Annotated in this window: 24 protein-coding genes and 2 tRNA genes; 11 read left to right on the top strand and 15 right to left on the bottom strand. The window is 71.7% G+C overall.

Annotated features, from left to right (window positions below):
- Window positions 1-2 precede the first annotated feature (2 nt).
- The 4 genes from ftsH to ASF35_RS05270 all read right to left on the bottom strand — a co-directional run bounded on the left by ftsH (window position 3) and on the right by ASF35_RS05270 (window position 4816).
- Complete coding sequence (gene ftsH, locus ASF35_RS05285) at window positions 3-2018, bottom strand: ATP-dependent zinc metalloprotease FtsH (RefSeq protein ID WP_082495371.1); 2016 nt, start codon at window positions 2016-2018, stop codon at window positions 3-5.
- 162 nt (window positions 2019-2180) lie between these two features.
- The gene (gene hpt / locus ASF35_RS05280) at window positions 2181-2732 is read right to left on the bottom strand and encodes a hypoxanthine phosphoribosyltransferase (RefSeq protein ID WP_369797005.1); all 552 of its coding nucleotides are present in this window, start codon (window positions 2730-2732) and stop codon (window positions 2181-2183) included.
- Between the two features lie 61 nt (window positions 2733-2793).
- On the bottom strand, window positions 2794-3741 hold the full coding sequence (gene tilS / locus ASF35_RS05275) for a tRNA lysidine(34) synthetase TilS (protein ID WP_055963850.1): 948 nt from the start codon (window positions 3739-3741) through the stop codon (window positions 2794-2796).
- A gap of 22 nt (window positions 3742-3763) precedes the next feature.
- A complete protein-coding gene (locus ASF35_RS05270; protein WP_055963847.1) occupies window positions 3764-4816 on the bottom strand; it encodes a zinc-dependent metalloprotease in 1053 nt (350 codons plus the stop codon).
- A gap of 55 nt (window positions 4817-4871) precedes the next feature.
- On the opposite strand from ASF35_RS05270, the gene ASF35_RS05265 reads away from it, so the two are divergent.
- The 8 genes from ASF35_RS05265 to ASF35_RS05230 all read left to right on the top strand — a co-directional run bounded on the left by ASF35_RS05265 (window position 4872) and on the right by ASF35_RS05230 (window position 15177).
- Window positions 4872-7787, top strand: a complete 2916-nt coding sequence (locus ASF35_RS05265; protein ID WP_055963844.1) for a Na+/H+ antiporter subunit A — start codon at window positions 4872-4874, stop codon at window positions 7785-7787.
- Window positions 7784-8203, top strand: a complete 420-nt coding sequence (locus ASF35_RS05260; RefSeq protein WP_055963841.1) for a Na(+)/H(+) antiporter subunit C — start codon at window positions 7784-7786, stop codon at window positions 8201-8203. The genes ASF35_RS05265 and ASF35_RS05260 overlap by 4 nt, the downstream gene beginning before the upstream one ends.
- Window positions 8200-9807 carry a Na+/H+ antiporter subunit D gene (locus ASF35_RS05255; protein WP_055963838.1) on the top strand — a complete coding sequence of 536 codons (1608 nt, stop codon included), beginning with the start codon at window positions 8200-8202 and terminating at the stop codon, window positions 9805-9807. The genes ASF35_RS05260 and ASF35_RS05255 overlap by 4 nt, the downstream gene beginning before the upstream one ends.
- Window positions 9807-10337: a Na+/H+ antiporter subunit E gene (locus ASF35_RS05250; RefSeq protein WP_055963835.1), complete on the top strand. Its 531-nt coding sequence runs from the start codon at window positions 9807-9809 to the stop codon at window positions 10335-10337. The genes ASF35_RS05255 and ASF35_RS05250 overlap by 1 nt, the downstream gene beginning before the upstream one ends.
- Window positions 10334-10612, top strand: a complete 279-nt coding sequence (locus ASF35_RS05245) for a monovalent cation/H+ antiporter complex subunit F (protein WP_200914374.1) — start codon at window positions 10334-10336, stop codon at window positions 10610-10612. Before ASF35_RS05250 ends, ASF35_RS05245 begins: the two co-directional genes overlap by 4 nt.
- Window positions 10609-10938 (top strand): monovalent cation/H(+) antiporter subunit G, encoded by a 330-nt coding sequence (mnhG, locus tag ASF35_RS05240; RefSeq protein ID WP_055963831.1) that lies wholly within the window; start codon window positions 10609-10611, stop codon window positions 10936-10938. The genes ASF35_RS05245 and mnhG overlap by 4 nt, the downstream gene beginning before the upstream one ends.
- A 100-nt stretch (window positions 10939-11038) precedes the next feature.
- The gene (locus tag ASF35_RS05235) at window positions 11039-11827 is read left to right on the top strand and encodes an exodeoxyribonuclease III (protein WP_055963828.1); all 789 of its coding nucleotides are present in this window, start codon (window positions 11039-11041) and stop codon (window positions 11825-11827) included.
- Between the two features lie 116 nt (window positions 11828-11943).
- Window positions 11944-15177, top strand: coding sequence for a CDP-glycerol glycerophosphotransferase family protein (locus ASF35_RS05230; protein ID WP_055963825.1), 3234 nt, complete (start codon window positions 11944-11946; stop codon window positions 15175-15177).
- Window positions 15178-15198: 21 nt separating this feature from the next.
- On the opposite strand, the gene ASF35_RS05225 is transcribed toward ASF35_RS05230, so the two are convergent.
- From ASF35_RS05225 to ASF35_RS05210, 4 genes are all read right to left on the bottom strand, one after another.
- Window positions 15199-16497: a class I SAM-dependent methyltransferase gene (locus ASF35_RS05225; RefSeq protein WP_055963823.1), complete on the bottom strand. Its 1299-nt coding sequence runs from the start codon at window positions 16495-16497 to the stop codon at window positions 15199-15201.
- Window positions 16494-17843, bottom strand: coding sequence for an FAD-binding oxidoreductase (locus tag ASF35_RS05220; protein WP_055963819.1), 1350 nt, complete (start codon window positions 17841-17843; stop codon window positions 16494-16496). Before ASF35_RS05220 ends, ASF35_RS05225 begins: the two co-directional genes overlap by 4 nt.
- Window positions 17844-17932: 89 nt before the next feature.
- On the bottom strand, window positions 17933-18592 hold the full coding sequence (locus ASF35_RS18310) for a pirin family protein (RefSeq protein WP_055963816.1): 660 nt from the start codon (window positions 18590-18592) through the stop codon (window positions 17933-17935).
- Window positions 18585-18926, bottom strand: coding sequence for a metallopeptidase family protein (locus tag ASF35_RS05210; RefSeq protein ID WP_082480410.1), 342 nt, complete (start codon window positions 18924-18926; stop codon window positions 18585-18587). Before ASF35_RS05210 ends, ASF35_RS18310 begins: the two co-directional genes overlap by 8 nt.
- Window positions 18927-19037: 111 nt before the next feature.
- Here ASF35_RS05210 and ASF35_RS05205 point away from each other — a divergent pair.
- Both ASF35_RS05205 and gluQRS read left to right on the top strand, forming a co-directional pair.
- Window positions 19038-19113, top strand: a tRNA-Glu gene (locus ASF35_RS05205).
- Window positions 19114-19370: 257 nt separating this feature from the next.
- Window positions 19371-20231, top strand: coding sequence for a tRNA glutamyl-Q(34) synthetase GluQRS (gene gluQRS / locus ASF35_RS05195; RefSeq protein ID WP_055963807.1), 861 nt, complete (start codon window positions 19371-19373; stop codon window positions 20229-20231).
- Window positions 20232-20373: 142 nt separating this feature from the next.
- On the opposite strand, the gene ASF35_RS05190 is transcribed toward gluQRS, so the two are convergent.
- The 7 genes from ASF35_RS05190 to ASF35_RS05160 form a co-directional block, all read right to left on the bottom strand.
- On the bottom strand, window positions 20374-21186 hold the full coding sequence (locus ASF35_RS05190; protein WP_055963804.1) for an alpha/beta fold hydrolase: 813 nt from the start codon (window positions 21184-21186) through the stop codon (window positions 20374-20376).
- A gap of 112 nt (window positions 21187-21298) precedes the next feature.
- On the bottom strand, window positions 21299-22204 hold the full coding sequence (locus tag ASF35_RS05185; RefSeq protein WP_055963801.1) for an ABC transporter substrate-binding protein: 906 nt from the start codon (window positions 22202-22204) through the stop codon (window positions 21299-21301).
- 24 nt (window positions 22205-22228) lie between these two features.
- Entirely contained in the window at window positions 22229-22984 is a 756-nt protein-coding gene (locus ASF35_RS05180) for an ABC transporter permease (protein WP_082482029.1), read from the bottom strand.
- A complete protein-coding gene (locus ASF35_RS05175; RefSeq protein ID WP_055966194.1) occupies window positions 22981-23601 on the bottom strand; it encodes an ABC transporter permease in 621 nt (206 codons plus the stop codon). Before ASF35_RS05175 ends, ASF35_RS05180 begins: the two co-directional genes overlap by 4 nt.
- A 30-nt stretch (window positions 23602-23631) precedes the next feature.
- Window positions 23632-24444 (bottom strand): ABC transporter ATP-binding protein, encoded by an 813-nt coding sequence (locus ASF35_RS05170; RefSeq protein ID WP_055963798.1) that lies wholly within the window; start codon window positions 24442-24444, stop codon window positions 23632-23634.
- The gene (locus tag ASF35_RS05165) at window positions 24441-24899 is read right to left on the bottom strand and encodes a rhodanese-like domain-containing protein (RefSeq protein ID WP_055963795.1); all 459 of its coding nucleotides are present in this window, start codon (window positions 24897-24899) and stop codon (window positions 24441-24443) included. Before ASF35_RS05165 ends, ASF35_RS05170 begins: the two co-directional genes overlap by 4 nt.
- Entirely contained in the window at window positions 24896-25429 is a 534-nt protein-coding gene (locus tag ASF35_RS05160) for a cysteine dioxygenase family protein (RefSeq protein WP_056573431.1), read from the bottom strand. The genes ASF35_RS05165 and ASF35_RS05160 overlap by 4 nt, the downstream gene beginning before the upstream one ends.
- A 154-nt stretch (window positions 25430-25583) precedes the next feature.
- On the opposite strand from ASF35_RS05160, the gene ASF35_RS05155 reads away from it, so the two are divergent.
- A tRNA-Asp gene (locus ASF35_RS05155) sits at window positions 25584-25657 on the top strand.
- Window positions 25658-25667 lie beyond the last annotated feature (10 nt).

Raw genomic sequence — 25667 nt, 5'->3', positions numbered from 1 at the left:
CCTCACGCCGGCCCGACCGGGCCCTGCGGGGTGGGATCGTCCGGCGGCGGTGCGTCCGGGCCGGTGTCGGGACCGACGACGATGCCCTCGGTCTCGGGCTCCTTGAGCCGTGCCGCCTCCGGCGCCTCGACCGGGGGCTGGTCCGACGGCTGCCGCGTGTCCGAGCCGGTCCACGCCGGACGCACCTCGCGCCGGCGCAGCGGCTCGAAGATGCGGGCGACCTCGCGCTTGTCGAGGGTCTCCCTCTCCATGAGCTCCAGGACGAGGGAGTCGAGAACGTCGCGGTTCTCCGCGAGGATGTCGAACGCCTCCTGGTGGGCGTGGGCGATGAGCGAGGAGACCTCCTCGTCGACCACGGCGGCCACCCGCTCGGAGTAGTCGCGGGTGTGGCCCATGCCCATGCCACCCCCGAGGAAGGGCTGGCTGTTGTCGCTGCCCAGCTTGATGGCGCCCACGCGCTCGCTCATGCCGTACTGGGTGACCATGGCCCGGGCCAGGCCCGTGGCCTTCTCGATGTCGTTGCCCGCGCCGGTGGTCGGGTCGTGGAAGACCAGCTCCTCCGCCGCGCGGCCACCGAGCATGTACGCCAGCTTGTCCTGCAGCTCCGCGCGCGTCTGGCTGTACTTGTCCTCGTCGGGCAGGACCATCGTGTAGCCGAGGGCGCGGCCACGGGGCAGGATCGTGATCTTGTGCACCGGGTCGCTCTGCGGGAGCGCCGCGGCCACCAGGGCGTGTCCGCCCTCGTGGTAGGCCGTGACCAGCCGCTCCTTCTCGTTCATCAAGCGCGTGCGCTTCTGCGGACCGGCCATGACGCGGTCGATGGCTTCGTCGAGCGTGGCGTCGGTGATGACCTTGTCGCTGTTGCGCGCCGTGAGCAGGGCGGCCTCGTTGAGCACGTTGGCGAGGTCGGCGCCGCTGAAGCCGGGGGTGCGTCGGGCCACGCTCTCGAGGTCGACGTCGGGGCCGATCGGCTTGCCGCGGGCGTGCACCTTGAGGATCGTCTCGCGACCCTTGAGGTCGGGGGCCTCCACGCCGATCTGGCGGTCGAAGCGGCCGGGACGCAGCAGGGCGGGGTCGAGCACGTCGGGCCGGTTGGTGGCCGCGATCAGGATGACGCCGCCGCGCACGTCGAAGCCGTCCATCTCGACGAGCAGCTGGTTGAGGGTCTGCTCGCGCTCGTCGTGGCCGCCGCCCATGCCGGTGCCGCGGTGGCGGCCGACCGCGTCGATCTCGTCGATGAAGACGATCGCCGGGGCGTTCTCCTTGGCCTGCTCGAACAGGTCGCGCACGCGGCTGGCGCCCACGCCCACGAACATCTCGACGAAGTCGGAGCCGGAGATGGAGTAGAACGGCACGCCGGCCTCGCCGGCCACGGCGCGGGCCAGCAGCGTCTTGCCGGTGCCGGGCGGGCCGTAGAGCAGCACGCCCTTGGGGATCTTGGCGCCGACGGCCTGGAACTTGGCCGGCTCCGACAGGAACTCCTTGATCTCGCCGAGCTCCTCGATGGCCTCGTCGCAGCCCGCGACGTCGGCGAAGGTGGTCTGCGGGGTGTCCTTCGTGATGAGCTTCGCGCGCGACTTGGCGAACTTCATGACGCCACCGCCGCCGCCCTGGAAGCGGGTCATGATGAACAGGAAGAGACCGACCAGGAGCAGGATCGGCAGGATCGAGCTGGCGAGGTAGGTGAGGAACCCGGTGGTGGGGACCTTGACGTCGAAGGTCTTGAGCTTCTTGTCGACGACCTCGGCCTCGGCCTTCTCGACGAGGCGGTCGCCCTGGCCGGCGAGGAACTTCGCGCGCACCTTGGTGCCGTCGTCGAGGGTCGCCTGGATCTCCTGGTCACCCTCGACGAAGGTCATCTCCGAGATCGTGCCGTCGTCGAGGTAGCCGACCATGGTGGCCGTGCGGACCTCCTTGAAGCCGTCGGCCCGCCCGGAGAACTGGAGGGTGACGACGACGAGGACGAGGATGAGGACGATCCAGACCCAGGGACCGCGGAACAGGCGCTTGGCGTTCATGGACACGGGCCGGCGGGGCCCACTCCTCCTCGTGTGCTCGGTCGGCGGCCCTCGCCGCCGACACAGGAACCGTACACGTCAGGACGAAGTCCGACCTGCCGATCCCGTACTGGCAGAACGCTCACGCGAACCGTGACGTTCCCGCTGGATCGGGACGTGCTCTCAGGAGTACACGTGGGGCGCCAGCGTCCCGATGCTGCGCAGGTTGCGGTACTGCTCGGAGTAGTCCAGGCCGTAGCCCACGACGAACGCGTTGGGGATGTCGAAGCCGACGTACTTCACGTCGACGTCCATCTGCAGCGCGTCGGGCTTGCGCAGGAGCGTGGCGATCTCGACCGAGGCCGGACCGCGGGAACGCAGGTTGGTCACGAGCCACGACAGCGTCAGGCCGGTGTCGATGATGTCCTCGACGATGAGGACGTCACGGCCCGAGATGTCGGTGTCGAGGTCCTTGAGGATGCGGACCACGCCGGACGACGTGGTGCCGGAGCCGTAGGACGAGACCGCCATCCAGTCCATCTCGACGTGGCGGTCGAAGCTGCGCGCGAGGTCGGCCATCACCATGACGGCGCCCTTGAGCACGCCGACCAGGAGCAGGTCGCGACCGGCGTAGTCCGTCTCGACCTGGCGCGCGATCTCGCGCAGCCGCGCGACGATCTGCTCCTCGGTGAACAGGGTCTGGTCGAGGTCGAGGTCGGACTCGACGTGCTGGATGTCCACGGACTCAGCCTGCCACAGCACCCCTCGGCAACGGACGAGGACCGCCCCGATCGGATCAGGGACCGCCGCCGATCCGGTGGAGCCGGCCTGCCGTCCGCGTCAGCGCGACGTGACCGGGCAGCTCGACCCGGTCCTGGCCGTGCCAGTCGGTGACGAGACGGTCGAGCGCGGCGAGGTGGACCGAACCGAGCTCCCCGGGGACGGCGCCGGCCTCGAGCGCGAGTCGGCGGAGCACCCGGGACCGCAGCGCAGGCGGGAGAGCCACGAGCGTCGCGACGTCGGCGGCGTCCTCGACCTGGCCCGCCAGCTCGTCGAGCAGCGTCGTGTCGTGACGCAGCTGGTCGGCGGTGCGGGCGAGCGCCTCCGGCACCCCCGAGCCCAGCACGTCGTCGAGCAGGGGAAGCACCTCGTGGCGGAGCCTGGCACGACGGTAGGCGGGGTCGGCGTTGTGCGGGTCGGTCCACCAGACCAGGTCGTGGGCGCGGCACACCGCCTCGGTGTCGGACCGGCGCAGACCGAGGAACGGCCGACGCCAGCGCCCGTCGCGCGCTGCCATGCCGGCGAGCGAGCGCGGCCCCGAGCCCCGGCCCAGTCCGAGCAGCACGGTCTCGGCCTGGTCGTCCAGGGTGTGCGCCAGCAGCACCACGCCGTCGCCACCCGCGGCTTCGAGCAGGGCCGCCCGGCGTGCCGCACGCGCTGCGGCCTCGGGCCCGCCGACGGTCCCCACCTGCACACGGACCGCGCCGCCGGGCAGGCCGAGCGAGCGCACCTGCTCGACGGCACGGGCCGCCACCGCGTCCGACCCGTCCTGGAGACCGTGGTCGACCACCACGACGCGCGCACGTCGGTCGTCACGGTCGGCCACGAACGCGGCGCAGACCGCCAGCGCGAGCGAGTCGGCCCCGCCGGAGACGCCGAGCACCACCGGTGCGTCCGGTGCGACGTCGGCGAGGACGTCGCGCACGCCCGCTCGACCACGCGCTTCCGCGTCGAGCAGCCTCACGCCGCGGCTCCCGGCCCGTCGCTCAGCCGTGCACCCGCGCCACCCAGGCGGCGGGGTCGAGGATCTCGGCCCGGTCGGGCAGGTTCTCCGGCCGTTCCCACACCGCGTTGAAGCCCGACAGCCCGACCTTCTCGTTGACCTCGCGGACGAACACGGCCCCGTCGCGGTACTGACGCATCTTGGACTCCAGGCCCAGCAGACGCCGCAGCACCCGGTCGAGCCCGCCGCCGCCCTGACGTCGCTGGTCGAACCGCTTGCGGATCGTGGCGACCGACGGGATCACGTCGGGCCCCACGCCGTCCATGACGACGTCGGCGTGGCCCTCGAGCAGCGACATGACACCGGTGATCCGGTCGACGACGGCCTTCTGCCGCTCGTTCTGGAACAGCTCGGCGAGAGAGGCGTCGGAGGTGCCCCGCAGGACCTTGACCAGCTCGCCCACACCCTCGGTGAGGAAGCGCTGCACGGCCTCGGAGTCGAGGTCCGTGGCGGCGGTCAGCTCGTCGATCAGGCCGCGGAGGTGGTCGCGCATCCACGGCACGGCCGTGAACTGCACCCGGTGGGTCTCCTCGTGCAGGCACACCCACAGCCGGAAGTCGTGCGGGTCGACGTCGAGCGAGCGCTCCACGTGGACGATGTTCGGCGCGACGAGCAGCAGCCGGCCGCCCTCGCCGCGCGGCCCGGTCCAGAACGGGTCGAACTGGCCCAGCACCTTGCCCGACAGCAGTGCCACCAGTCCGCCGATCTCGGCACCGCTCACCCGGCTGCCGACGGCGTGGGCCAGACCGCTGCGCGGCCGCCCCGCCTCGATGCGGGCCACGACCGGGTCCATGAGCACCTCGAAGGTGCCGAGGTTTGCCTCGATCCATCGAGGCCGGTCGACCACGAGCACCGGCGCCTGCGCCTGGACGGTGTCGGGTGCGTGGAGGTCGGAGAACTCGCGGACCGGGCCGGTGGACCGGGCCGCCGCCTCCCGCAGCTCGCCGACGACGTCGTCGGCCTCCGCCGGCGACAGGTCGGGCCCCGGACGTGACAGCTTCGTCGCCGTGCCCTGCGCGACGCCCCAGTCGATCATGGGGCCACGGTACGGCGTGCCGCCATGCGGGACCTCCCGATAGGGTGGGGTCAGAATGATCGGGCTCCTCGCGCTGCACCTCGTCGCCGCAGCGGGAGCCCCTCTCCTGGTCAGGTTCCTCGACCGTCGCGCCTTCGTCGTGCTGGCCCTCGTTCCGGCCGCGTCCTTCGCGTACCTGCTGCCACGGGCGCTCGACGTGAGCTCGGGCACGAGCGACCCGATCGTCGAGCGCTGGAGCTGGATCCCCTCGCTCGGTGTCGACGTCGACCTGCTGATCGACCCCCTCACGGCACTGATGTCACTGGTGGTCACGGGCGTCGGTGCACTGGTGCTGCTCTACTGCGGCTGGTACTTCCGCCAGGGCGATCCCGAGATCTGGCGGTTCTCCGGCGTGCTCACCGCCTTCGCCGGGTCGATGCTCGGACTGGTCCTGTCCGACAACATGTACGTGCTGTTCGTGTTCTGGGAGCTCACGACGGTGCTGTCGTACCTGCTGATCGGGCACAACCCCGAGCGCCGGGCCAACCGCCGGGCGGCCATGAACGCGCTGCTCGTGACCACGTTCGGCGGGCTTGCCATGCTCGTGGGCCTGTTCGTGCTGCACGCCCAGACCGGGACGGCTCGGCTCAGCGAGATCGTCGCCGACCCGCCGTCGGGCCCGGCCGTCACGGCCGCGGTTGCGCTGCTGCTCGTCGGCGCGCTCAGCAAGTCGGCACTCGTCCCGTTCCACTTCTGGCTCCCGGGAGCCATGGCGGCGCCCACGCCGGTGAGCGCCTACCTCCACGCGGCGGCCATGGTGAAGGCCGGCGTGTTCCTGGTGCTGCTCCTGGCCCCCGCGTTCGCCGACACCCCCGGCTGGCGGCCCGTGCTGCTCACCCTCGGCATCATGACGATGATCATCGGCGGGCTGCGCGCCCTGCGCCAGCACGACGTCAAGCTGCTGCTCGCCTACGGCACCGTGAGCCAGCTCGGCTTCCTGGTCGCGGTGGCCGGGGCCGGCACCCGGTCGGCCGCGTTCGCCGGTCTCTCGCTCGTGCTCGGGCACGCGCTGTTCAAGTCCACCCTCTTCCTCGTGGTCGGCATCGTCGACCGCAGCACCGGCACGCGCGACCTGCGGGAGCTCAGCGGACTCGCCCGTTCCATGCCCGTCCTGTTCGTCGTCACGCTCGTGGCCGCGGCGTCGATGGCCGGGCTGCCCCCGCTGCTCGGGTTCACGGCGAAGGAGGCCGCGCTCGCGGCGTTCGTCGACCTCGGCGAGGACGCGGGCATCGGCGTCTGGGGCACGGTCTCGCTCGTGGGACTGGTGGTCGGGTCGGTCCTCACGGTGGCGTACACGGCACGCTTCGTGTGGGGCACGTTCGGCACCAAGGACGTCACCCCCACCGACGTCGCGGCACCGGGACCCTGGTTCCAGGCATCTCCCGTGATCTTGTCCGTCCTCACGGTCGCCGGTGGCGTGGCCGGTCCCCTCCTGACGCCGCGGATCGAGTCCTACGCCGAGGCGTTCGGCGCCGGCGCCCACGAGCCCGTCCTGACCCTCTGGCACGGGTTCACCCCGGCGCTGTGGCTGTCGGTCGCCGCCGTCGTCGGCGGCATCGCCCTCTGGCTGCTCCGCCGACCCGTCGCGCACCTGCAGGAGACGCTCGTGCGTCGGCTGCACCTGCCCGACGCCGAGCGCAGCTACCACGCGGTCGTGCGCGGCGTCGACCGCGCGAGCGTCGAGGTCACGGGCTTCACGCAGCGCGGCTCTCTCCCGGTCTACCTGGGTGTCGTGCTCGTGGTGCTCGTGCTCCTCCCCGGCAGCGCCGCCATCAGGGCGTGGGGCTCACCGTCGATCTCCGTCGGCGACGGCGGTGCCTTCGAGCCCGACGACGCGCTACGCATCGCCACGGCGGCCCTCGTCTGTGGCGCCGCGCTGCTCACGGTCCGCTCCCGCCGACGCCTCCGTGCCGTGCTGATGCTCGGCGTCACCGGCTACGGCACGGCCCTGCTGTTCGTGCTGCACGGCGCCCCCGACCTCGCGCTCACCCAGGTCCTCGTGGAGACCTTCGCGCTGGTCACCTTCGTGCTGGTGCTGCGCCGCTTCACGCCGTTCTTCTCCGACCGGCCGTTCACCGCGGCCCGCCGGGTGCGCATCGCGATCGGCGCCACGGCCGGCCTGGCCGTGGCCGCGTACGCCGTGGTCGCGGCGAACGCCCGCACCGCGTCGCCGGTCGGGCGGGCGTTCGAGGGTCCGGCCTACGACTTCGGCGGCGGCGAGAACATCGTCAACATCACGCTCGTCGACATCCGCGTGTGGGACACCTTCGGCGAGCTGGCCGTGCTCGTCGTGGCCGCCACCGGCATCGCGAGCCTCATCTTCCTCATCACCGACCGGGCCCAGTCCCACCGCGAGACCCGTCGGGCGCGCCCCAGCGCCACGGACGAGCGCGAGGACTGGCTGCCCGGCGCGGCCTCCCTCGACATCGAGCGCCGCTCCGTCGTCTTCGAGGTGGTGGCCCGCGCGGTGTTCCCCGTGCTGATGATCTTCTCGGTGTACCTCATGTTCACCGGCCACTACACGCCCGGCGGCGGGTTCGCGGGCGGGCTCGTCGCAGGACTGGCGCTCGCCGTGCGCTACCTCGCCGGCGGTCGCCGCGAGCTCGACGCCGCCGCGCCCGTCGACGCCGGCGTCGTGCTCGGCTCGGGCCTGGCCATCGCCGCCCTGTCCGGGCTCGTGCCACTGCTCGTGGGTGCCAACACCTTCCAGAGCGGTGTCTTCGACATCCCCGTCCCGCTCCTCGGCGACGTCCACGTGGTCACCTCGGTGGCCTTCGACGTCGGCGTCTACCTCGTCGTCATCGGCCTCGCGCTCGACGTGCTGCGCAGCCTCGGCGGTGGCATCGACCGGCACGGCGAGCAGGGCCACACCGACTCCGGGCTGTCCGAGGAGTGCACGAGCGACGCGAAGGGCACGGGGATGACGACATGAGCGTGGACCTGGCCCTCGTGATCGCCATCGCCGTGCTCGTCGGCTGCGGCACGACGCTGATGCTCGAGCGCAGCCTGAGCCGGATCCTCGTCGGGTTCGTCATGGTCGGCAACGGCGTGAACCTGCTGTTCCTCGTGGCCTCCGGACCGAGCGGGGCGCCGCCGATCGTCGGCCGCGAGGACATCACCGACCCCCTCCCCCAGGCCATGGCCCTGACCGCCATCGTCATCACCCTCGGCGTCAGCGCGTTCGGCCTGGCCCTCGCCTACCGCTCCTGGCAGCTGTCCGGCAGCGACGACGTGAAGGACGACGTGGAGGACGACCTCGTGCGCCGCCGGGCCGAGGCCGACGAGACGTCCGGGACGTTCGACGAGCCCGAGACCAGCGTCCCCGACGAGGAAGGGGCCGACTCGTGACCCAGCTCGTCGTCCTGCCCGTGCTGCTCCCCCTGCTCGGCGCCGGCCTCTGCCTCGTGCTCGGCCGCTCCGCCCGCGCCCAGCGGATCGTCAGCGTCGCGGTGCTCGCGTCCGTCGTCGCCACCGCCGCCACCCTGCTGGTGCGCGCCGACACGCAGGGACCCCAGGCGCTCACGCTGGCCGGCTGGGGACCGGAGATCGGCATCACGCTGGTCGCGGACCGGCTCTCGGCGCTCATGCTGCTGGTCTCGTCGGTCGTCACCCTCGCCGTGCTGCTGTACTCCTTCGGCCAGGGCATCGTCGAGTACGGGCGCGACACCCCGCTCTCGGTGTTCCACCCCACCTACCTGGTGCTGAGCGCGGGCGTCTCCAACGCGTTCCTCTCCGCCGACCTGTTCAACCTGTTCGTCGGCTTCGAGGTGCTGCTGGCCGCCAGCTACGTGCTCATCACGCTGGGCGGCACGGAGGCGCGCATCCGGGCGGGCACGGTGTACATCGTCGTCAGCCTGCTGTCGTCGGTCGTCTTCCTCATCGCCATCGCGTGCGTGTACGCCGCGACCGGCACGGTGAACTTCGCGCAGCTCTCGCAGCGGCTCGGTGAGCTGGACCCGGCGGTCGCCCACATGCTGCAGCTGCTGCTGCTCACGGTGTTCTGCATCAAGGCCGCGGTGTTCCCGCTGTCGGCCTGGCTGCCGGACTCCTACCCCACCGCGCCCGCCCCGGTCACCGCCGTGTTCGCCGGACTGCTCACCAAGGTCGGCGTGTACGCGATCGTGCGCACCCAGACCCTGCTGTTCCCCGACGACTCGATGAGACCCCTGCTGCTGACGGCAGCGATCCTCACGATGGTGGTGGGCATCCTGGGCGCGGTCGCGCAGACCGACATCAAGCGCATCCTGTCGTTCACGCTCGTCAGCCACATCGGCTACATGCTGCTCGGCGTCGCGCTCGGCACGGAGCTGGCGCTGTCGGGCGCGGTCTACTACATCGCGCACCACATCACCGTGCAGACGGCGCTCTTCCTGCTGGCCGGACTGATCGAGTACCGCACCGGCACCACCAACCTCGACCGGCTCGGCGGGCTGGCACGGTCGGCGCCGATCCTGGCCGTCGCCTTCTTCGTGCCGGCGATGAACCTGGCCGGCATCCCACCCTTCTCGGGCTTCCTCGGCAAGGTCGCGCTCGGACGCGCCGGCATCGAGGCGGGCGACTGGCTCGCGGTCACGGCCGTGGTGGCCAGCGTCGCGGTCAGCCTCCTCACGCTCTACGCCATCGCCAAGGTCTGGAACCGCGCCTTCTGGCAGCCGGTCGACGACGACCTGGCCCAGTCCGTGGTCGACGACGGCTCCGACGTGTGGTCGCACGGTGCGATGCACGGGGGCGGCGACGTGAACACCCGCTTCCAGGCGACGTCGGCCTGGCAGCGCCTGGCCGAGGAGCAGCGGCTCCCCCTCGGCATGGGACTGCCGACGCTCGCGCTCGTCGTCGCCTCCGTGGCGCTCACCGTGCTCGCCGGGCCGTTGTTCGGCGTCACCGACGCCGCTGCCGTCGAGCTGCTGCAGCGCACCCCCTACATCACGGCGGTCCTGGGAGGTGGCGGCTGATGCCCCGCTGGCGGGTCGTCCTCGGCCTCACCGTCGTCTGGCTCCTGCTCTGGGGCTCCGTCACGCCCACGCTCGTGCTCGGCGGCCTCATCACGTCGGTCCTGGTGCTGCTGCTCTTCCCCTTCCCGCGGGCACCCTGGCGCTGGACGCTGCGACCGTGGCCGACGACCACCCTGGTCCTCCGGTTCGCCGCCGACATGCTGCGCGCGTCGGTGCAGGTGGCCTGGCTCGCCGTCCGTCCGTCCGCACCGCCGCCGAGCGCAGTCGTGCGCGTGCCGCTGGTGACCCGCTCGGAGCTGCTGCTCACCGCCACGGCCGAGCTGGTCTCCCTGGTCCCGGGCTCGTTGCTCGTCGAGCTCGACCCGGAGGCGCCGGCGCTCTACATCCACGTGCTCGACGCCCGCTCCCCCGAGCGCATCGAGCGGGCCATCGCCGCGGTCCACGAGCAGGAGCGTCGCGTCGTCGAGGCGTGGGCCCCCCGTGACGAGCGCGACGCCTACCGCCGCACCGTGCAGGAGGCCGCCTCGTGATCCCCGTCGCCGTCGCCTGCGCCACCATGCTGGTCGTCACCGGCGTGCTGTGCCTCGTCCGGATCGTGCGCGGCCCGACGATGCTCGACCGCACCGTCGCCGCAGACGTCTTCGTCGCCGCCTGCCTGTCCGCCGTGGGGGTCGAGGCCGCCATCAGCGGTCACGTCGACACCGCCCCCGTGCTGCTGGCCCTGGCGCTCGTGGGCTTCCTCGGCTCGGTCAGCATCGCGCGGTTCGCCGCACGCGACATCGACGCACCCCCGGAGGACCCATGACCACGTCCCTGATCGTCGACATCGTGTCCGGAGCCCTGCTGCTCGTCGGCAGCGCGCTCGCGCTCATCGCCGCCATCGGCCTGGTGCGCTTCCCCGACGTGCTCACCCGCATGCACGCAGCCACCAAGCCGCAGACCCTCGGCCTGCTCCTGGTGCTGGCCGGCCTGGCCCTGCGCATCCGCGACCCCGGCGCCCTCGCCATCATCGGGCTCGTGGCCCTCTTCCAGCTGTTGACCGCACCCGTCTCGGCACACATGGTGGCGCGCGCCGCCTTCCGCACGGGCGTCGCCGACACCTCCCGCCTCGAGCGCAACGACCTCGACTAGTCCTTCCATTTCGGACACCTCCGGGGCACCACGTCCGGTCGAGATGCCCCGGAGGTGTCCGAAACGGAGGGACTGGAGCGACGTTGGTAGGTTCGGGGACGTGCGCATCGCCACCTGGAACGTCAACTCGATCCGCAGCCGCGTCGACCGCGTGACGGCCTTCCTGGAACGGCACGACGTCGACGTGCTGGCCATCCAGGAGACCAAGTGCCGCGAGGACCAGTTCCCCGCGCTCGAGCTCAGCTCGATGGGCTACGAGTACGTGCACGTGGGCCTCAACCAGTGGAACGGCGTGGCGCTGCTGTCGCGGGTGGGCCTCGAGGACGTGGCCACCTCCTTCGCCGACCAGCCGACGTTCGGCGACCCCGCGGTGGTCGAGCCGCGCGCCGTGGGCGCCACGTGCGGCGGTGTGCGGATGTGGAGCCTCTACGTCCCCAACGGCCGCGACCTCGAGCACGAGCACTTCACCTACAAGCTCGAGTGGCTCGACCGCCTTCGCGCCGACGCCGCAGGCTGGCTGGCCGCCGACCCCGACGCGCAGATCGCGCTCACCGGCGACTGGAACATCGCCCCCCAGGACGACGACGTCTGGGACATGGCGGCCTTCGACGGCAAGACCCACGTGTCGGCACCCGAGCGTGCCGCGTTCGCGAGCTTCGTCGACACCGGCTTCAGCGACGTCGTCCGCCCGCACGCCCCCGGCCCCGGCACCTACACGTACTGGGACTACCAGCAGCTCGCGTTCCCGAAGAAGCGCGGCATGCGCATCGACTTCGTGCTCGGCTCCCCCGCGCTGGCCGCGCGCGTCGAGGGTGCCTTCATCGACCGCGAGGAGCGCAAGGGCAAGGGCGCCAGCGACCACGCCCCCGTGGTCGTCGACCTCGGCTGAGGTCGTTATCGTGACGCAGTCGCCCAGCGTGACGGCACCGGACCGGCTCCTCGCCCCTCCGTGCGGAGACGCTCCGACCGCCCCGCCCCCGTCCCGAGCGCCCAGGGAGGTCAGTCGTGCCACCTCGTGAGACCACCGACGCCCCGCCGCTCGGACCCGACTCGCGTCTCGTCGTCCGCCGCGACGGCGCCCTGCTGACTCTCGAGATCTCGCTCGCACGGCCCGCCCACACCCTCGTGGTGCGCCAGCGCGACACCCTGCGTGAACGACGCGTCCCCGTGACCGACGGCACCGCGACGTTGGACCTCGACGACCTCTGGGCCTGGAGCGGTGACTTCGAGCGCTTCCTCGACCTCTGGCTCCTCGTCGGCGAGTCCGCGGACGAGGTCCGGCTCGGCGGGTTCGCCCACACCGACCGCGACGCGGCCTTCGGCCAGCACGTGGTCGTCCCCGGCGACGGGACCGAGGTCGTGCCCCACCGCGGCCTGACCTTCACGATGTCGCGAGCCGGGAACGCCGCGGTCCACGTGGGCCCACCGCGGCGGCAGGACGTGCGCACCGCCACCGACCGCATGACCACACGTCGCGGCAACCTGCACGTGTCCGCGCGGTTCACCACGGGCAACAACCTCCTCGGCCGAATCCGCCTGCTGGCCGTGGTGCGTGACACCGGCGAGGAGCACGAGCTGCCGATCACCGCCACGTACGACGAGGAGTCCACGCGGCGTAGGGCCGGCAACCGGCACTACGGCGTCGACTTCGAGGTGCCGTTCCAGCAGATCGCACCCGACGGACGCCTCGACGGAACCGTGCTCGACTTCGTCTACGAGATGGAGTTCGCCGACGGCGCTACACCGCTGCGTCGCGGCATCGTCATGCCGTCGCTGGTGGGCCGTCGCGGCCTGCGCGAGATGTTCGCCCGCGGACCCGAGCACGCCACGACGTTCATCCCCTACCGCACGTCGAAGGCGCACCGCGTCGCGTTCAACATCGAGACGACGACGCGCGAGCTCCTGCGGTACCGCCGGCGCCTCGCCGTCGTCGCGCCGCTGCTCAGCCTGCTGCGGCCGTTCCTGCGCGTCTGGCTCGTCGGCGAGCAGCCGTTCAAGGCCCAGGACAACGGCTACCACTTCTTCCGCTGGGTGCGGCTCAACCGGCCGAGGCGCCGCGTGTACTACGTGGCCGACCCCGGCCTGTCCAACCTCGCGGAGCTGCAGGACCTCGGCCAGGTGGTCATGCGCGGCTCGCGTCAGCACCTGCGTCTCAACCTGGTCGCGTCGCGGATCCTCTCCACCCACCACGCCGACTACCTCCTCGCCTCCCGCTCCCCCGGGTACCGGCGCTGGGTGCGCGGTCGTCGCGTCTTCCTGCAGCACGGCGTGATGGGCACCAAGAACATGGCGCACCTGTACGGGCGCCGCGCTCCCGGCTTCCGCACCGACGACGTCATCGTCAGCTCGACCTTCGAGGCCGAGATCCTGCGCAACGACTTCGGCTACGAGGCCGCTCAGGTGCACGTGACCGGTCTGGCGCGGTTCGACCGGCTGCTCGACGGCAGCGTCGAGCCCGACCGCGCACTCCTGGTCATCCCGACCTGGCGCGACTGGCTGCTGAACCCCAACGACGTGCCGGACAGCGAGTACGCGCAGGCCTGGTCGGCCGTGCTCGACCACCCCCGCGTGCGCGCCATGGCCGACGACGGCGTCGAGGTCCGGTTCATCCTGCACCCCAACATGCGCGCCCACTCGGCCCTGTTCGACCGACCCTGGGTCACGGTGCTGCCGTCGGGCGCGACGAACGTCCAGGACCTCATGAAGTCCAGCGCGGCGCTCCTCACCGACTACTCGAGCGTCGGGTTCGACTTCAGCATGCTCGAGCGTCCGGTGTTCTACCTGCAGTTCGACCGACGTCTCTACCTGGCCGGCGGCGGCTCCCACCTCGACCTCGATGCCCAGCTGCCCGGCCGCATCGCCTTCGACGTCGAGACCGCCGTGCGCCTCGTGACCGAGTCGGCTGCCGGGGGCTTCGTCGCCGACGAGGAGTCACGGGCGCGGGCGCGTCGCTTCCTGGACCACCGCGACCTGGAGTCCTCGCGCCGCATCCACGACCTCGCGATGCGGCGGTCGTCGCCCCTGGTGGCCGTCCGCCGCGTGCGCGCGAGCGTCTGGTCGATGCGCCTGTTCGAGACGTTCCGGCGCAGCAAGGCCTACGGACCGGCCATGCGGATGCTGTTCCGCATCGCACGGCTGCTCCCTCGGCAGGACGTCGTGGTGCTCGAGAGCGGCCTGGGCAAGCAGTACGGCGACAGCCCACGTGCCATCCACGAGGAGCTCCTGCGCCGTGGCACGCCGTTGCACCTGACCTGGGTCAACGACACCTCCACCCGTATCCCGGGTGACGACGTCGAGAAGGTGCGTCGGCTCTGGCCCCGGTACTTCTGGCGTCTGGGCCGGGCCCGCTACTGGGTCAACAACCAGAACTTCCCGCACTACCTGCGGCCGTCCTCACGCACCCGCTACCTGCAGACGTGGCACGGGACGCCGCTGAAGCGCATGCAGCACGACATCGACGGCATCGGCGAGCGCGACCCCGAGTACCTCGAGAAGGTCACCCGGATGACCGGCTACTGGGACGCACTCGTCTCGCCCAGCCCCTACGCCACCGAGTGCTTCCGCTCGGCGTTCCGCTACACCGGCGAGGTGCTCGAGTCCGGGTACCCCCGCAACGACCTCTTCCACTCGGCCGACGCCGCAGCCCGGGCCCGGCTCGTGCGGCAGCGTCTGCGCATCCCCGAGGACCGCAAGGTCGTGCTCTACGCGCCGACCTTCCGCGACGACGTGAAGCGCGGCAACAGCTTCCTGGCCGACCTGCGGCTCGACCTCGACCTGCTGCAGCGCAGGCTCGGCGACGAGTACATGGTGCTGCTGCGCTTCCACTCCATCGTCAAGGGCCGGCCCGAGGTGCGGGCCGAGCAGATGGACTTCGTCCGCGACGTCACGCTGTTCCCCGACGCCCAGGACCTGCTGCTCGTGGCCGACGTGCTCATGACCGACTACTCCTCGATCATGTTCGACTACGCCGCCCTCGACCGGCCGATGGTCTTCTTCACCTACGACCTCGACCACTACCGCGGGTCGCTGCGCGGCTTCTACCTCGACTTCGAGGACGTCGCGCCGGGCCCGCTCGTGCGCACCAGCGAGGAGGTCGCCGACGCGCTCGCCGACCTCGACGCCCTGCGCGAGACGTACGCCCCCCAGCGCGCGGCGTTCATGGAGCGCTTCGCACCGCTCGACGACGGTCACGCCGCCGCGCGGGTCGTCGACGGCTTCTTCGGCCCTGCGGGCTCGTAGGGCCGTCGCCCGGTCCGGGGGTCAGCTGCCCCAGGTGGGCCGCAGCGGCATGTGGGCGTCGCCGTCGGGCCCGACCTTCACGCCCAGCACCTGGTGCAGGCCGATCTCGTTGCGCTCGAAGGCGAGGCGCGAGCCGGCCATGTAGAGCCCCCACACCTTGGCGATGCCGAGGCTGACCTCGCCGAGAGCCTCGTCCCAGTGCTCCTCGAGGTTCTGCGACCAGCCCTGCAAGGTGAGGGCGTAGTGCTCGCGGATGTCCTCGACGTGGCGCACCTCGAGCCCGTGGTCGTGCATGGCCGACACGATCGTGCCGACCGGGGCCAGCTCGCCGTCGGGGAAGACGTAGCGGTCGATGAACGCGCCCGCCTTCGGCGACAGCGACCCGTCGCGCCGGGTGATGCAGTGGTTGAGCATGCGACCCCCGACCCGCAGCTTCCCCTGGAGGAAGGCGAAGTAGTCGGGGTAGTTGCGCACGCCGATGTGCTCCATCAGGCCGATGGACGAGACGGCGTCGAAGTCGCTCTCGCCCACGTCGCGGTAGTCGCTGAACCGCACCTCGGCCAGGTGGTCCAGACCCTGGTCCTTGATCGCCTGCTGCGCCCACTGCGCCTGCTGCTCGCTGAGCGTGACGCCGAGGGCCTGCACGCCGTAGTGCTCGGCGGCGTGGCGCACCATGCCGCCCCAGCCGCAGCCGACGTCGAGGAGCCGGTCGCCCGGACCGAGCCCGAGCTTGCGGCACACCAGGTCGTACTTCTCGTACTGAGCCTGCTCCAGCGTGGCGTCCTCGGTGGGGAAGACGGCGCAGGTGTAGGTCATCGACGGGCCGAGCACCAGCTCGTAGAACCGGTTGGACACGTCGTAGTGGTGGTGGATCGCCTCGGCGTCGCGCGCCTTGCTGTGCCGCATCCCCTCCACCACACGGCGCCAGCGCGGCAGGTGCTCCTCCGGGGGAGGCGGCGGCGGCTTGAGGTTCGACAGACCGAGGCTGCGGACGATCTGCAGCAGCTCGGCCGGGCCGGGCACCTTGAGCCGCAGGCGGCTCTGCACCAGGGTCATCAGGTCGTAGGGGTTGGCCAGCGACACGCCCTCGATCTCGAGGTCGCCGGCCACGAAGGCGCGGCCGAAGCCGAGGTCCCCGGGGGCGGTCATCAGGTAGGCCAGTCCGCGCTCGGTGCGCAGGCGGACGGTGATGTCGGCGTCCTCGGGCCCGGCGCTGCTGCCGTCGTAGGCCTCGAAGCGGAAGGGCATGCCATCGCGCATGAGGCGCTCGACGGCGCCGGCGATGGTGAGGGTGTCGGTGTCCCGCGTGATGATGCTCATGAGTTCCTCACGGCTTTCTCGTACAAGGAGCTGAGTCGCCCCTCGGGGTCGTGCTCGGCGCGCACGGCGTCGAGCGCCGCGGTGCCGTACAGGTCGGCGAAGGTGGCCTCGTCGTAGAAGGCCTCGGAGTACAGCGACTTGTGGCCGCCGAGGGTGTGCACGTGCTCCTCGATGCGCCGGTTCACCAGGCCGTCGGGAGAGCCGACCGGCACGACGACGGTGCCCCAGAAGCCCAGGTTCACGTAGGTCTCGCCCGGACGCAGCGGGTAGCCGGGCCAGGAACGGGTGGTGCGCAGCGGGCACAGCCACACCGGCCGCATGCCGACCTCGGCGTCGAACCAGGAGAGGAACTCCGGGACCGCGGCCACCGGGACCTCCACGTCCTGGATGACCTTCTCGCGGCCGGGAACCTTCTTCACGCGGTCGAGCAGCCGGCTGACGCCGACCTTCGCGTCGAGCGCGATGATCCGGTGGTAGACGTCGGAGCGTCGCCAGCGTCGGGGCCAGACGCGACGCACCCACGGGTTCTGGGCACCGAAGGCGGCCGAGCACCAGAACCAGTCGGTGTCCCAGCGCCACAGGTAGTCGTGCATCGTGAGGCGGTCGGTCTCGCGGCGCTGGAGCGAGCGGTAGAACACGTCCTGGCCGGTGTAGTCCGACGTCGGACCGGGCTCGTCGGTGAACCGGGCCAGCGTCACGTACACCTCGTCGGGCGCGAAGGCGGTGGCGTCGAGCCCGTGGACCGGTTCGCCGTGCCAGGTGCCGGACTCGGCGACCTCGCCCAGCATCGTCGCGGCGTCGGCGGCGTCGTCGAGGCGGACGTGGCGCAGCGCGACGTAGGGCGGCACGGCCTCGAGGCGGATGCGCAGTCGCGTGGCGTAGCCGAGGCTGCCGTAGGAGTTGGGGAAGGCGTCGAACAGCGCGTCGCCGGGCTTGCAGGTGACGATCTCCCCCGCGCCGGTGAGCACGTCCATCTCCAGGACCGACTCGTGCGGGAGGCCGTTGCGGAACGACGTCGACTCGATGCCGAGCCCCGTGACGGCGCCGCCGAGCGTGATGGTGCGCAGCTGCGGGACCACGTAGGGGATCAGACCGTGCGGGAGGGTGGCGTCGACCAGGTCCTCGTAGGTGCACATGCCCTGGACGTCGGCGGTGCGCTCGCCGACGTCGAGGGCGACGACCCCGTCGAGGCCGTCGACGTCGAGGCCGGGGACCCCTGGGTCGGCACGTGGGCGGAACAGGTTGGACGTGCGCTTGGCGAGGCGGACCGGAGCGCCGGCCGGGATCGCCGCGTAGGAACCGAGCAGCCTGTCGACCGCCCGCTGGTGCTCGCTCCAACCCTTCACCCGCCCAGACTAGGGCGGCGGGAGGGCGGACCTCCACCCGGGATGGTTGCAGACGTCAACGACCCAGGGGTGACGCCTCGTCCGGCTCCTCAGCGCGCGTCGGGCAGTCGCCAGACCAGTGCCTCGCCGTCACCGGCGACGAGGACGCGTTCGACGTCGGTCGCGCGGAGCTCGTCGCCCGGCCCGAGGCGGACGCCGTCGGCCACCACCTCGCCGCGCGTGACGTGGACGAGGACCTTCGCGGCACCGGTGACCTCCAGCGGCCTGTCGCCCCGAGGACGCGCCACCAGGAGCTCGGCGTCGGCATGGACGGGCACGGTCGGATGGAGCCCGGGCTTCTCCGGCACCTTCGCGGAGGCGTACTGCGGCGCGGCGTCGTGACGGGAGCGCAGCATCATCTGCACGAACCGCAGCGGCTCGGTCGGGGAGGCGTTCAGCTCGGCGTGCTCGGCCCCCTCACCGGCGCTCAACCGCTGCGCCACGCCCGGCGCGATCGTGCCCGCGTGGCCGGTGGTGTCGCGGTGCGCGAGTGCCCCCTCGAGCACCCAGGTGACGATCTCGACGTCGGCGTGGCGGTGGGCGTCGTACCCGCGACCCGGCGCGACGAGCTCCTCGTTGATCGCCACGAGAGGACCGAACGCCACGTTGTCGGGGTCGTAGTGCGCGCCGTAGGAGAACGAGTGGAGCGTGCGCACGCCCTCGCCCTCGGTGACGTAGCGCTCGCCCGCGCGGCGGACCCGACTAGGCATAGCCGAGCTCGTGCAGCCGTGCGTCGTCGATGCCGAAGTGGTGCGCGATCTCGTGCACCACGGTGATGCCGACCTCGTGCACCACGTCGTCCTCGGTGTCGCAGATCGCGAGGGTGGGGTTGCGGTAGATCGTGATGCGGTCGGGCAGGACTCCCCCGTAGGCGGTGTCGCGCTCGGTGAGCGCCACGCCGTCGTAGAGCCCCAGCAGGTCGGGGTCCTCGGGCGGGGCGTCGTCCTCGACGAACAGCACCACGTTGTCGAGCATCGCCGTCAGCTCGGGGGGCACTTGCGCGAACGCGGCCTCGACCAGCTCGGCGAACCGGTCCTCGCTCATCTCCACCACGGGTCCATCCTGCCCGAGCGCTCCACGGCCGTCGGGGCGGAGCACGCGGGGTGACGGGCGCGTCCCGTCGGCCTCCGTGGCCCCGTATGCTGGGGCGGCCGCGCCCCCTTCGTCTAGCGGCCCAGGACGCCGCCCTTTCAAGGCGGTAGCGCGGGTTCGAATCCCGTAGGGGGTACCAGATCTCCCCTCGCCCGAGCCGTCTCAATGTGATCTTGGTCACTTCTGGGCTCTTTTCCAGGAATATGCCCTGACCTGCGAAAACTCGAGTTGGACGCGTGTAGTTCTCGACCTACGATGACCCCATGGTCGCCGTCCTCCTCACCTTCGTCAGTCTCGTCCTCACTCTCGCCATCGGCGCCGTCTTCCTGCTCGGGGCCCACCAGCTCGTGACCATGATCGTGCGCCACCTCGAGACCCGTCCGACATACTCGGACGATGCCCGCCGGACGCTTCGCTCCCTCGCCGTCCGGCGACCTGCACGTCGGTAACCTCCGCACCGCGCTCCTCGCCTGGCTGTTCGCCCGCTCGACGGGACGCAGCTTCCTGATGCGCGTCGAGGACCTCGACCGCGTCCGCGCCGGCTCCGAGGAGCAGCAGCTGGCCGACCTGCGCGCCCTCGGCATCGACTGGGACGGACCCGCCGTGCGCCAGAGCGAACGTCGCGACGTCGTCGACGCCGCCATCGCCACCCTCGAGTCGGCGGGCCTGACCTATCCGTGCTTCTGCACCCGTCGTGAGGTGCAGGAGGCGGCGAGCGCACCCCACCTGCCGCCCGGTGCCTACCCGGGGACCTGCCGCGACCTGACCGCCGACGAACGCACCGCGCGCGCCGCCGAGCGGCCGGCGGCCCTGAGGCTGCGGTCCGCGACGCCCACGTGGACCGTGCACGACGAGCTCCACGGCGACGTCGAGGGAGCCGTGGACGACTTCGTCCTGCGTCGCAACGACGGCGTGCCGGCCTACAACCTGGCCGTCGTGGTCGACGACGCGGCGCAGGACGTGGACCAGGTGGTGCGCGGCGACGACCTGCTGACGTCGGCGCCGCGACAGGCCTACCTCGCCACGCTGCTCGGCCACGCCCAGCCGACGTACGCGCACGTGCCGCTCGCCGTGAACACCCAGGGCGTCCGCCTGGCCAAGCGCGACGGGGCGGTCACGCTCCGCGAGCTCGGCCGCGACCAGGCCTGGGCCATGATCACGGCGTCGCTCGGCCTGAGCGGTGACACCCCGTCCGACCTGCTCGCATCCTTCGACCCCGCATCACTCCCGCGGCAGCCCTGGACCGTCGTCGGCTGAGGCCGCCCCTTTCCCTTCCCCCGGGCGGTAGGTGGCCCGCACTGCCGGACCACCCAGAGGTGGGAGAGCCGCGGATGGCGGCGCCGTGTCCGCGCACCACCTACCTCGGCCCCGGAGGCACCGCAGCCACACGAGCAGTCGTTCAGAAACGGGCGAGGAAGTCCTCCACCAGACGGGTCACGGCCTCGGGCTGCTCGATGGTGCTCGAGTGCCCCGCCTTCGGCACGACCTCGAGGCGAGCACCGGCGATGCCGGCCACGATCGCCTCGGCCTTGGCCACCGGCGTGGCCACGTCGTCCTCCCCCACGATCACCAGGGTCGGTGCCTCGATCCGGTCCAGCTCCGGAGCGATCGGGTCGCGATCGGTCACCCCGAGGATCGCCGCGCGCATGCCTCGGCGGTCGACCGTGGCCAGCTTCGCCATCCACGGGCCGACGACCTCGTCGCGCCGCGACGAGCCGAGCAGGTCCGGGCCGAACATGATCGGCTCGACCTTCGAGCGCACCGGCCCCATGCCGAGCCAGCGGTAGACCCGCGCCAGCGTGCGGTACTGCGCGACCTTCTCGGGGTCCTCGGGGCCGGCGCTGGTGTCGAGCAGCACGAGCGAGAGCACCCGTTCCGCGTGTCGGGCCGCGAGCCTCATGCCCACGAACCCGCCCATCGACAGACCGGCGTAGTGCACCGCGTCGAGGCCCAGGTGGTCCAGCAGCGCCACCAGGTCCCCCGTGAGCGAGTCCATGTCGGCAGCGCGGTCCGCTGCGGCCGGGGTGTCCCCCTGGCCGCGCCAGTCCACCGTGATGCAGCGATACCGATCCTTCAGCGCCGCCACCTGCGGGTGGAACATCCACCCGCTGAACAGCAGGCCGTGGCCCATCACCAGCGTCGGCGCACCGGGCGACGGCTCGCCGGAGTCGGTGTAGTGGAACGAGATCCCGTTGACATGAGCGTGTGGCACGGGTCACAGGGTGCCACACTCCCTGGCGAATCCGGGGCGCACCGAACCGGGGCCGGACGCACCACGGCCCGGCACCCACGCGGGTGCCGGGCCGTGACGCGGGTCCGATCGATCAGATGAGGCCCTTCTCCTCCAGCCACTCCTTGGCAACGGTGGCGGCCGAGGCCTTCTCGTCGCCGTCGACACGGCCGTTGAGCTCGATGAGGTCCTCCGTCGTCAGCTCGGCCGAGACCGCGTCGAGAGCGTCCTCGACCACGTCGCTGGACTTCGCGTCGTTGATCAGCGGGATGATGTTCTGCGCCGCGATCAGGTTCTCCGGGTCCTCGAGGGTCACGAGGTCGTTGGCCTTGATCGAGGGCGTCGTCGAGTAGATGTTCGCGACGTCGACGTCACCGTCCTTGAGCGCCTTGATCGTGGCCGGTCCACCGGCGTCGCTGATGGGCGTGAACTCCACGTCCTTGGCGCCGTAGACCTTCTTCAGGCCGGGGACGCCGTAGGGCCGGGTCTCGAACTCGGGGTTCGCGCCGACCTTGACCGTGCCGAGCTTGGCGAGGTCGCCGATCGAGGTGATGCCCTCGGACTCGGAGAGCTCCCGGGTGACGTTGTAGGAGTCCTTGTCCTCGGCCGGGGCGGGCTCGAGCGTCTCGAGCTCGTCCGGCAGCGCGTCGTCGAGCGCGTCCTCGACCGCACCGGGCTCGGTGGCCGTGGCGTTCTTGTCGAAGTAGAGCAGCAGGTTGCCGGTGTACTCGGGGATGAGGTCGATCTCGCCGCCCTCGAGCGCGGGGATGTAGGCCTCGCGCGCACCGATGCGCAGCTTCTTCTCGACCTTGACGTCCTTGGCCTCGAGGGCCTGGGCGTAGATCTCGGCGACGATCTCGGCCTCGGTGAAGTCGGCCGAGCCGACGACGATCGTGTCGGAGTCGGACGCGCCGGCCTCCGTGGGGTCACCGCCGCAGGCGGTGAGGGTGAGGGCGGCGGCCGCGAGGGCGGCGCCGATCCCGATCTTGTGCACGGACATGTCTCTCCTTGGGGGTGGTCGTGCTCAGGTGGTGGAAGTCTGGGTGGTGGAGGTCTGGGTGGTGGAGGTCTGGGTGGTGGCTGTCTCGATGGTGTCGTCGCGCGAGGAGCCGGCGCCCCGCGTCGGGCGGGCGCTGCGGGCGGCAGCACCCTGCGCGACGGCGAACAGGCCGTCGAGCAGGAGCGCCAGGACGACGACCACCACGGACCCGCCCACCATCTGGGGGTAGTCGCGGACGGCCTGGCCGTCGAAGATGAAGCGGCCGAGCCCGCCGAGCGAGACGTAGGCGGCGACCGTCGCCGTGGCCACCACCTGCAGCGTGGCGGCCCGGAAGCCGCCGACGACGAGTGGCAGGCCCAGAGGGACCTCGACCTTGGTGAGGATCTGCCACTCCGTCATGCCTTGGGCGCGTGCGGCGTCGACCGTCTGGGGATCGACGGACTCGACGCCGGAGTAGGCGCCGGCCAGCAACGGCGGCACGGCGAGGACCACGAGGGCCAGGATCGGTGCGCCGAGGCCGATGCCGAGCAGCAGGGTGAAGACGGTCAGCACGCCGAGCGTCGGCAGAGCGCGCAGGGCGCCGGTGACGCTGATCGCGAGCCCGCGGAAGCGGCCCGTGTGGCCGATGTAGAGACCCAGCGGGACCGCGATCGCCGCGGCCACCGCGATCGTGAGGCTCGTGTACCCGAGGTGCTCGACCACCCGGTTCGGGATGCCGCGCTCGCCGGACCAGTTCGCGCCGTCGGTGAGCCAGGCTGCGGCGTCGGAGACCACGCTCATCGCTTCGCTCCGCTCGTCTGCGCCCACGGCATGAGCGTGCGTCCGGCCAGCACCAGGAGGGCGTCGATGACCAGGGCCAGCACCACGATGCCGACCAGGCCGACCATGATCTCGGTCAGGAAGTCACGCCGGTAGCCGTTGGTGAACAGCGACCCGAGGTTGGAGACACCGATGAGCGCGCCGACGCTCACCAGGCTGATCGTGGAGACGCTCACGACCCGCAGCCCGGCCAGCAGCACCGGACCGGCGAGCGGCAGCTCCACCCCGAAGCCCCGCTGTCGCGACGAGTACCCGGTGGCGGTGGCGGAGTCGAGCACCGCCGGGGACACCGACTCGAAGGCGTCGGCGGCCGTGCGGACCATGATGGCCACGGCGTAGAGGCTGAGCGCGACGACCACGTTGAGCGGGTCGAGGAAGCCGGTGCCGATGATGCCCGGCAGCGTGACGAACAGGGCCAGCGACGGGATCGTGTAGAGCACGCTGCCCGCCCCGAGCAGCGTGCCGCGCAGCCTCGGGTGCCGGCTGGCGTACCAGCCGATGGGCACGGCCAGGACGAAGCCGATGACGATCGGCACCAGGCTGAGCCAGGTGTGGGCCCAGAAGAGCTCGAGCACCATGTCGCGGTTCTGCCACGCCCACTCCACGGCTCAGTCCTCCAGCACGCCGGCGGGGCGCCCCGTGGCGTCGACGACGACACGGCGGCCGTCACGATCCTCCACGCGCAGGGACCGGCCCCCCTTGTCGAGGCCGACGAAGCTGGCGACGAAGTCGTCGGCCGGCGCGGCGAGGATGTCGGCCGGTGCGCCGACCTGCGCGATCTCGCCGCCCTTCTTGAGGATCACGACCTGGTCGCCCAGGGCAAAGGCCTCGTCGATGTCGTGGGTGACGAAGACGATGGTCTTGTCCAGGTCGCGCTGCAGTCGGCGCAGCTCGCCCTGCAGCTCGAGCCGGACGATGGGGTCGACGGCGCCGAACGGCTCGTCCATGAGCAGGATGTTCGGGTCGGCCGCGAGCCCGCGCGCCACCCCGACGCGCTGCTGCTGCCCCCCGGACAGCTGCCCGGGGTACTTGCGCGCCTGGGACTCGTCGAGCCCGACCGTGCGCAGCACCTCGAGCGACCGCTCGCGCGCCGCCTTCTTGTCGGTGCCGTTGAGCCGGAGCACGGTGGCCACGTTGTCGACGACCTTGCGGTGCGGCAGGAGGCCGGCGTGCTGCATGACGTAGCCGATGCTGCGGCGCAGCTGCACGGGCTCGGAGGTCGCGACGTCGACGTCGTCGATGAGCACCTGCCCGGCACTCGGGTCGACCATGCGGTTGACCATGCGCAGCAGCGTGGTCTTGCCACACCCCGACGAGCCGACGAACACGGTCGTCGTGCGCGACGGGATGGTGAGGTCGAAGGAGGCGACGGCCTGGGTCCCGTCGGGGAAGGTCTTGCCGACGGACCGGTACTCGATCATGGGACGACAGTCTTCACGGCCGCACCGACATCGGCAATCGGAAACGTGTCGACGGGCAGCCCGGCGGCTCGCCACGCGTGGATCCCACCGACCACGTCGGTGGCGTCCAGACCCAGGGATCGCAACGCTGCGGCGGCGAGCGAGGACGTGTAGCCCTCGGTGCAGAGCACGATCCACTCGGCGTCCCACGTGGCCTCGGCCAGGCTGGCGCCGGACTCCGGGTGCAGACGCCACTCGAGGTGGTTGCGCTCCACGTGGAGGGCGCCGGGCACGATGCCGTCGGACTCACGCTGCCACTGCGGGCGGATGTCGACGAGCCGGGCGCCGGCCCTCGTGCGGTGCGCCGCCTGGTGAGGACTGACCCGGACCAGCCGGCTGCGGGCGTCGGCCAGCAGCGCGTCGACCGAGGCGAAGCGTGCCGCCCTGCGGGGCGGCTCGGCCGCGAGCGCGCTCACGAGGCAGCCTGCCGAGCGTCCCGTGCGGGCGCCTCGATCTCCGGGTCATCGGTCCAGACGTGGGCGAGCCGGACGAGTCGAGCCGATCCGTCTCCGTCGGGCTCGACGTCGAAGAAGTCCATCCGCTCCAGGGGCGGGGAGTAGACGTGGACGCTGACCGCCGTGCCGGGGAGGACGTTGCGCACGTCGTGCACGTACCCGGGGCCGAAGGCGACGACGTCCCCTCGCGTGCGAGTGGCGCCGTCGGCCTCGCGGACGGCGGGGTCCCACACGGTCTCCTCGAGCTCGCCGGACACGACGGTGAAGGCGCCGCTCGACCCGCCGTGCCCGTGCAGCTGGGTGCCCTGCTCCCGGGTCCAGGAGATGAGCCAGACGTCGACGTCGTCGTCGTGGTGCAGGCGCACGTGCCAGCGCTCGTCGGGGTCGGCGTGCACGGAGTGCAGCTCGGCGCGGACCTCGTCGGCCACACAGGTCGCGCGCTCGACCAGCTGGGCGAGGGGCAGTGCGCGGCGGTGACGGCGAGGCTTCATGGGTCGATCGAACCGCGCCGCGACCGTTCGCGGGCGGGGTCCCGGCATGCGGACGCACCGCTGGGCGCCGACGTGCAGTGGTAGGCGAGCCCCCGTTTTGTGGTCGCCCGACCCCATGGGATAGAGTGACCGTCGCGGTTACGCCGCACTGCAAGGCCCCGTGGCGCAGTTGGTTAGCGCGCCGCCCTGTCACGGCGGAGGTCGCCGGTTCGAGTCCGGTCGGGGTCGCAGAGGAACG

Origin of the sequence: Aeromicrobium sp. Leaf291, assembly GCF_001423365.1 — a bacterium.
Lineage (GTDB): Bacteria > Actinomycetota > Actinomycetes > Propionibacteriales > Nocardioidaceae > Aeromicrobium.
The sequence above is the reverse complement of the archived record's forward strand: the minus strand, read 5'-3'. Positions and strand labels throughout refer to the sequence as shown.

Coding starts and splice junctions, on each gene's coding strand:
- ASF35_RS05225 (WP_055963823.1), bottom strand. CDS start 16,497: ATGAGCATCATCACGCGGGACACCGACACCCTCACCATCGCCGGCGCC.
- gluQRS (WP_055963807.1), top strand. CDS start 19,371: ATGCCCGCCGGACGCTTCGCTCCCTCGCCGTCCGGCGACCTGCACGTC.
- mnhG (WP_055963831.1), top strand. CDS start 10,609: ATGACCACGTCCCTGATCGTCGACATCGTGTCCGGAGCCCTGCTGCTC.
- ASF35_RS05260 (WP_055963841.1), top strand. CDS start 7,784: ATGAGCGTGGACCTGGCCCTCGTGATCGCCATCGCCGTGCTCGTCGGC.
- ASF35_RS05210 (WP_082480410.1), bottom strand. CDS start 18,926: ATGAGCGAGGACCGGTTCGCCGAGCTGGTCGAGGCCGCGTTCGCGCAA.
- ASF35_RS05250 (WP_055963835.1), top strand. CDS start 9,807: ATGCCCCGCTGGCGGGTCGTCCTCGGCCTCACCGTCGTCTGGCTCCTG.
- ftsH (WP_082495371.1), bottom strand. CDS start 2,018: ATGAACGCCAAGCGCCTGTTCCGCGGTCCCTGGGTCTGGATCGTCCTC.
- ASF35_RS05175 (WP_055966194.1), bottom strand. CDS start 23,601: ATGGTGCTCGAGCTCTTCTGGGCCCACACCTGGCTCAGCCTGGTGCCG.
- ASF35_RS05180 (WP_082482029.1), bottom strand. CDS start 22,984: ATGAGCGTGGTCTCCGACGCCGCAGCCTGGCTCACCGACGGCGCGAAC.
- ASF35_RS05265 (WP_055963844.1), top strand. CDS start 4,872: ATGATCGGGCTCCTCGCGCTGCACCTCGTCGCCGCAGCGGGAGCCCCT.
- ASF35_RS05270 (WP_055963847.1), bottom strand. CDS start 4,816: ATGATCGACTGGGGCGTCGCGCAGGGCACGGCGACGAAGCTGTCACGT.
- ASF35_RS05160 (WP_056573431.1), bottom strand. CDS start 25,429: ATGAAGCCTCGCCGTCACCGCCGCGCACTGCCCCTCGCCCAGCTGGTC.
- ASF35_RS18310 (WP_055963816.1), bottom strand. CDS start 18,592: ATGCCTAGTCGGGTCCGCCGCGCGGGCGAGCGCTACGTCACCGAGGGC.
- ASF35_RS05170 (WP_055963798.1), bottom strand. CDS start 24,444: ATGATCGAGTACCGGTCCGTCGGCAAGACCTTCCCCGACGGGACCCAG.
- ASF35_RS05185 (WP_055963801.1), bottom strand. CDS start 22,204: ATGTCCGTGCACAAGATCGGGATCGGCGCCGCCCTCGCGGCCGCCGCC.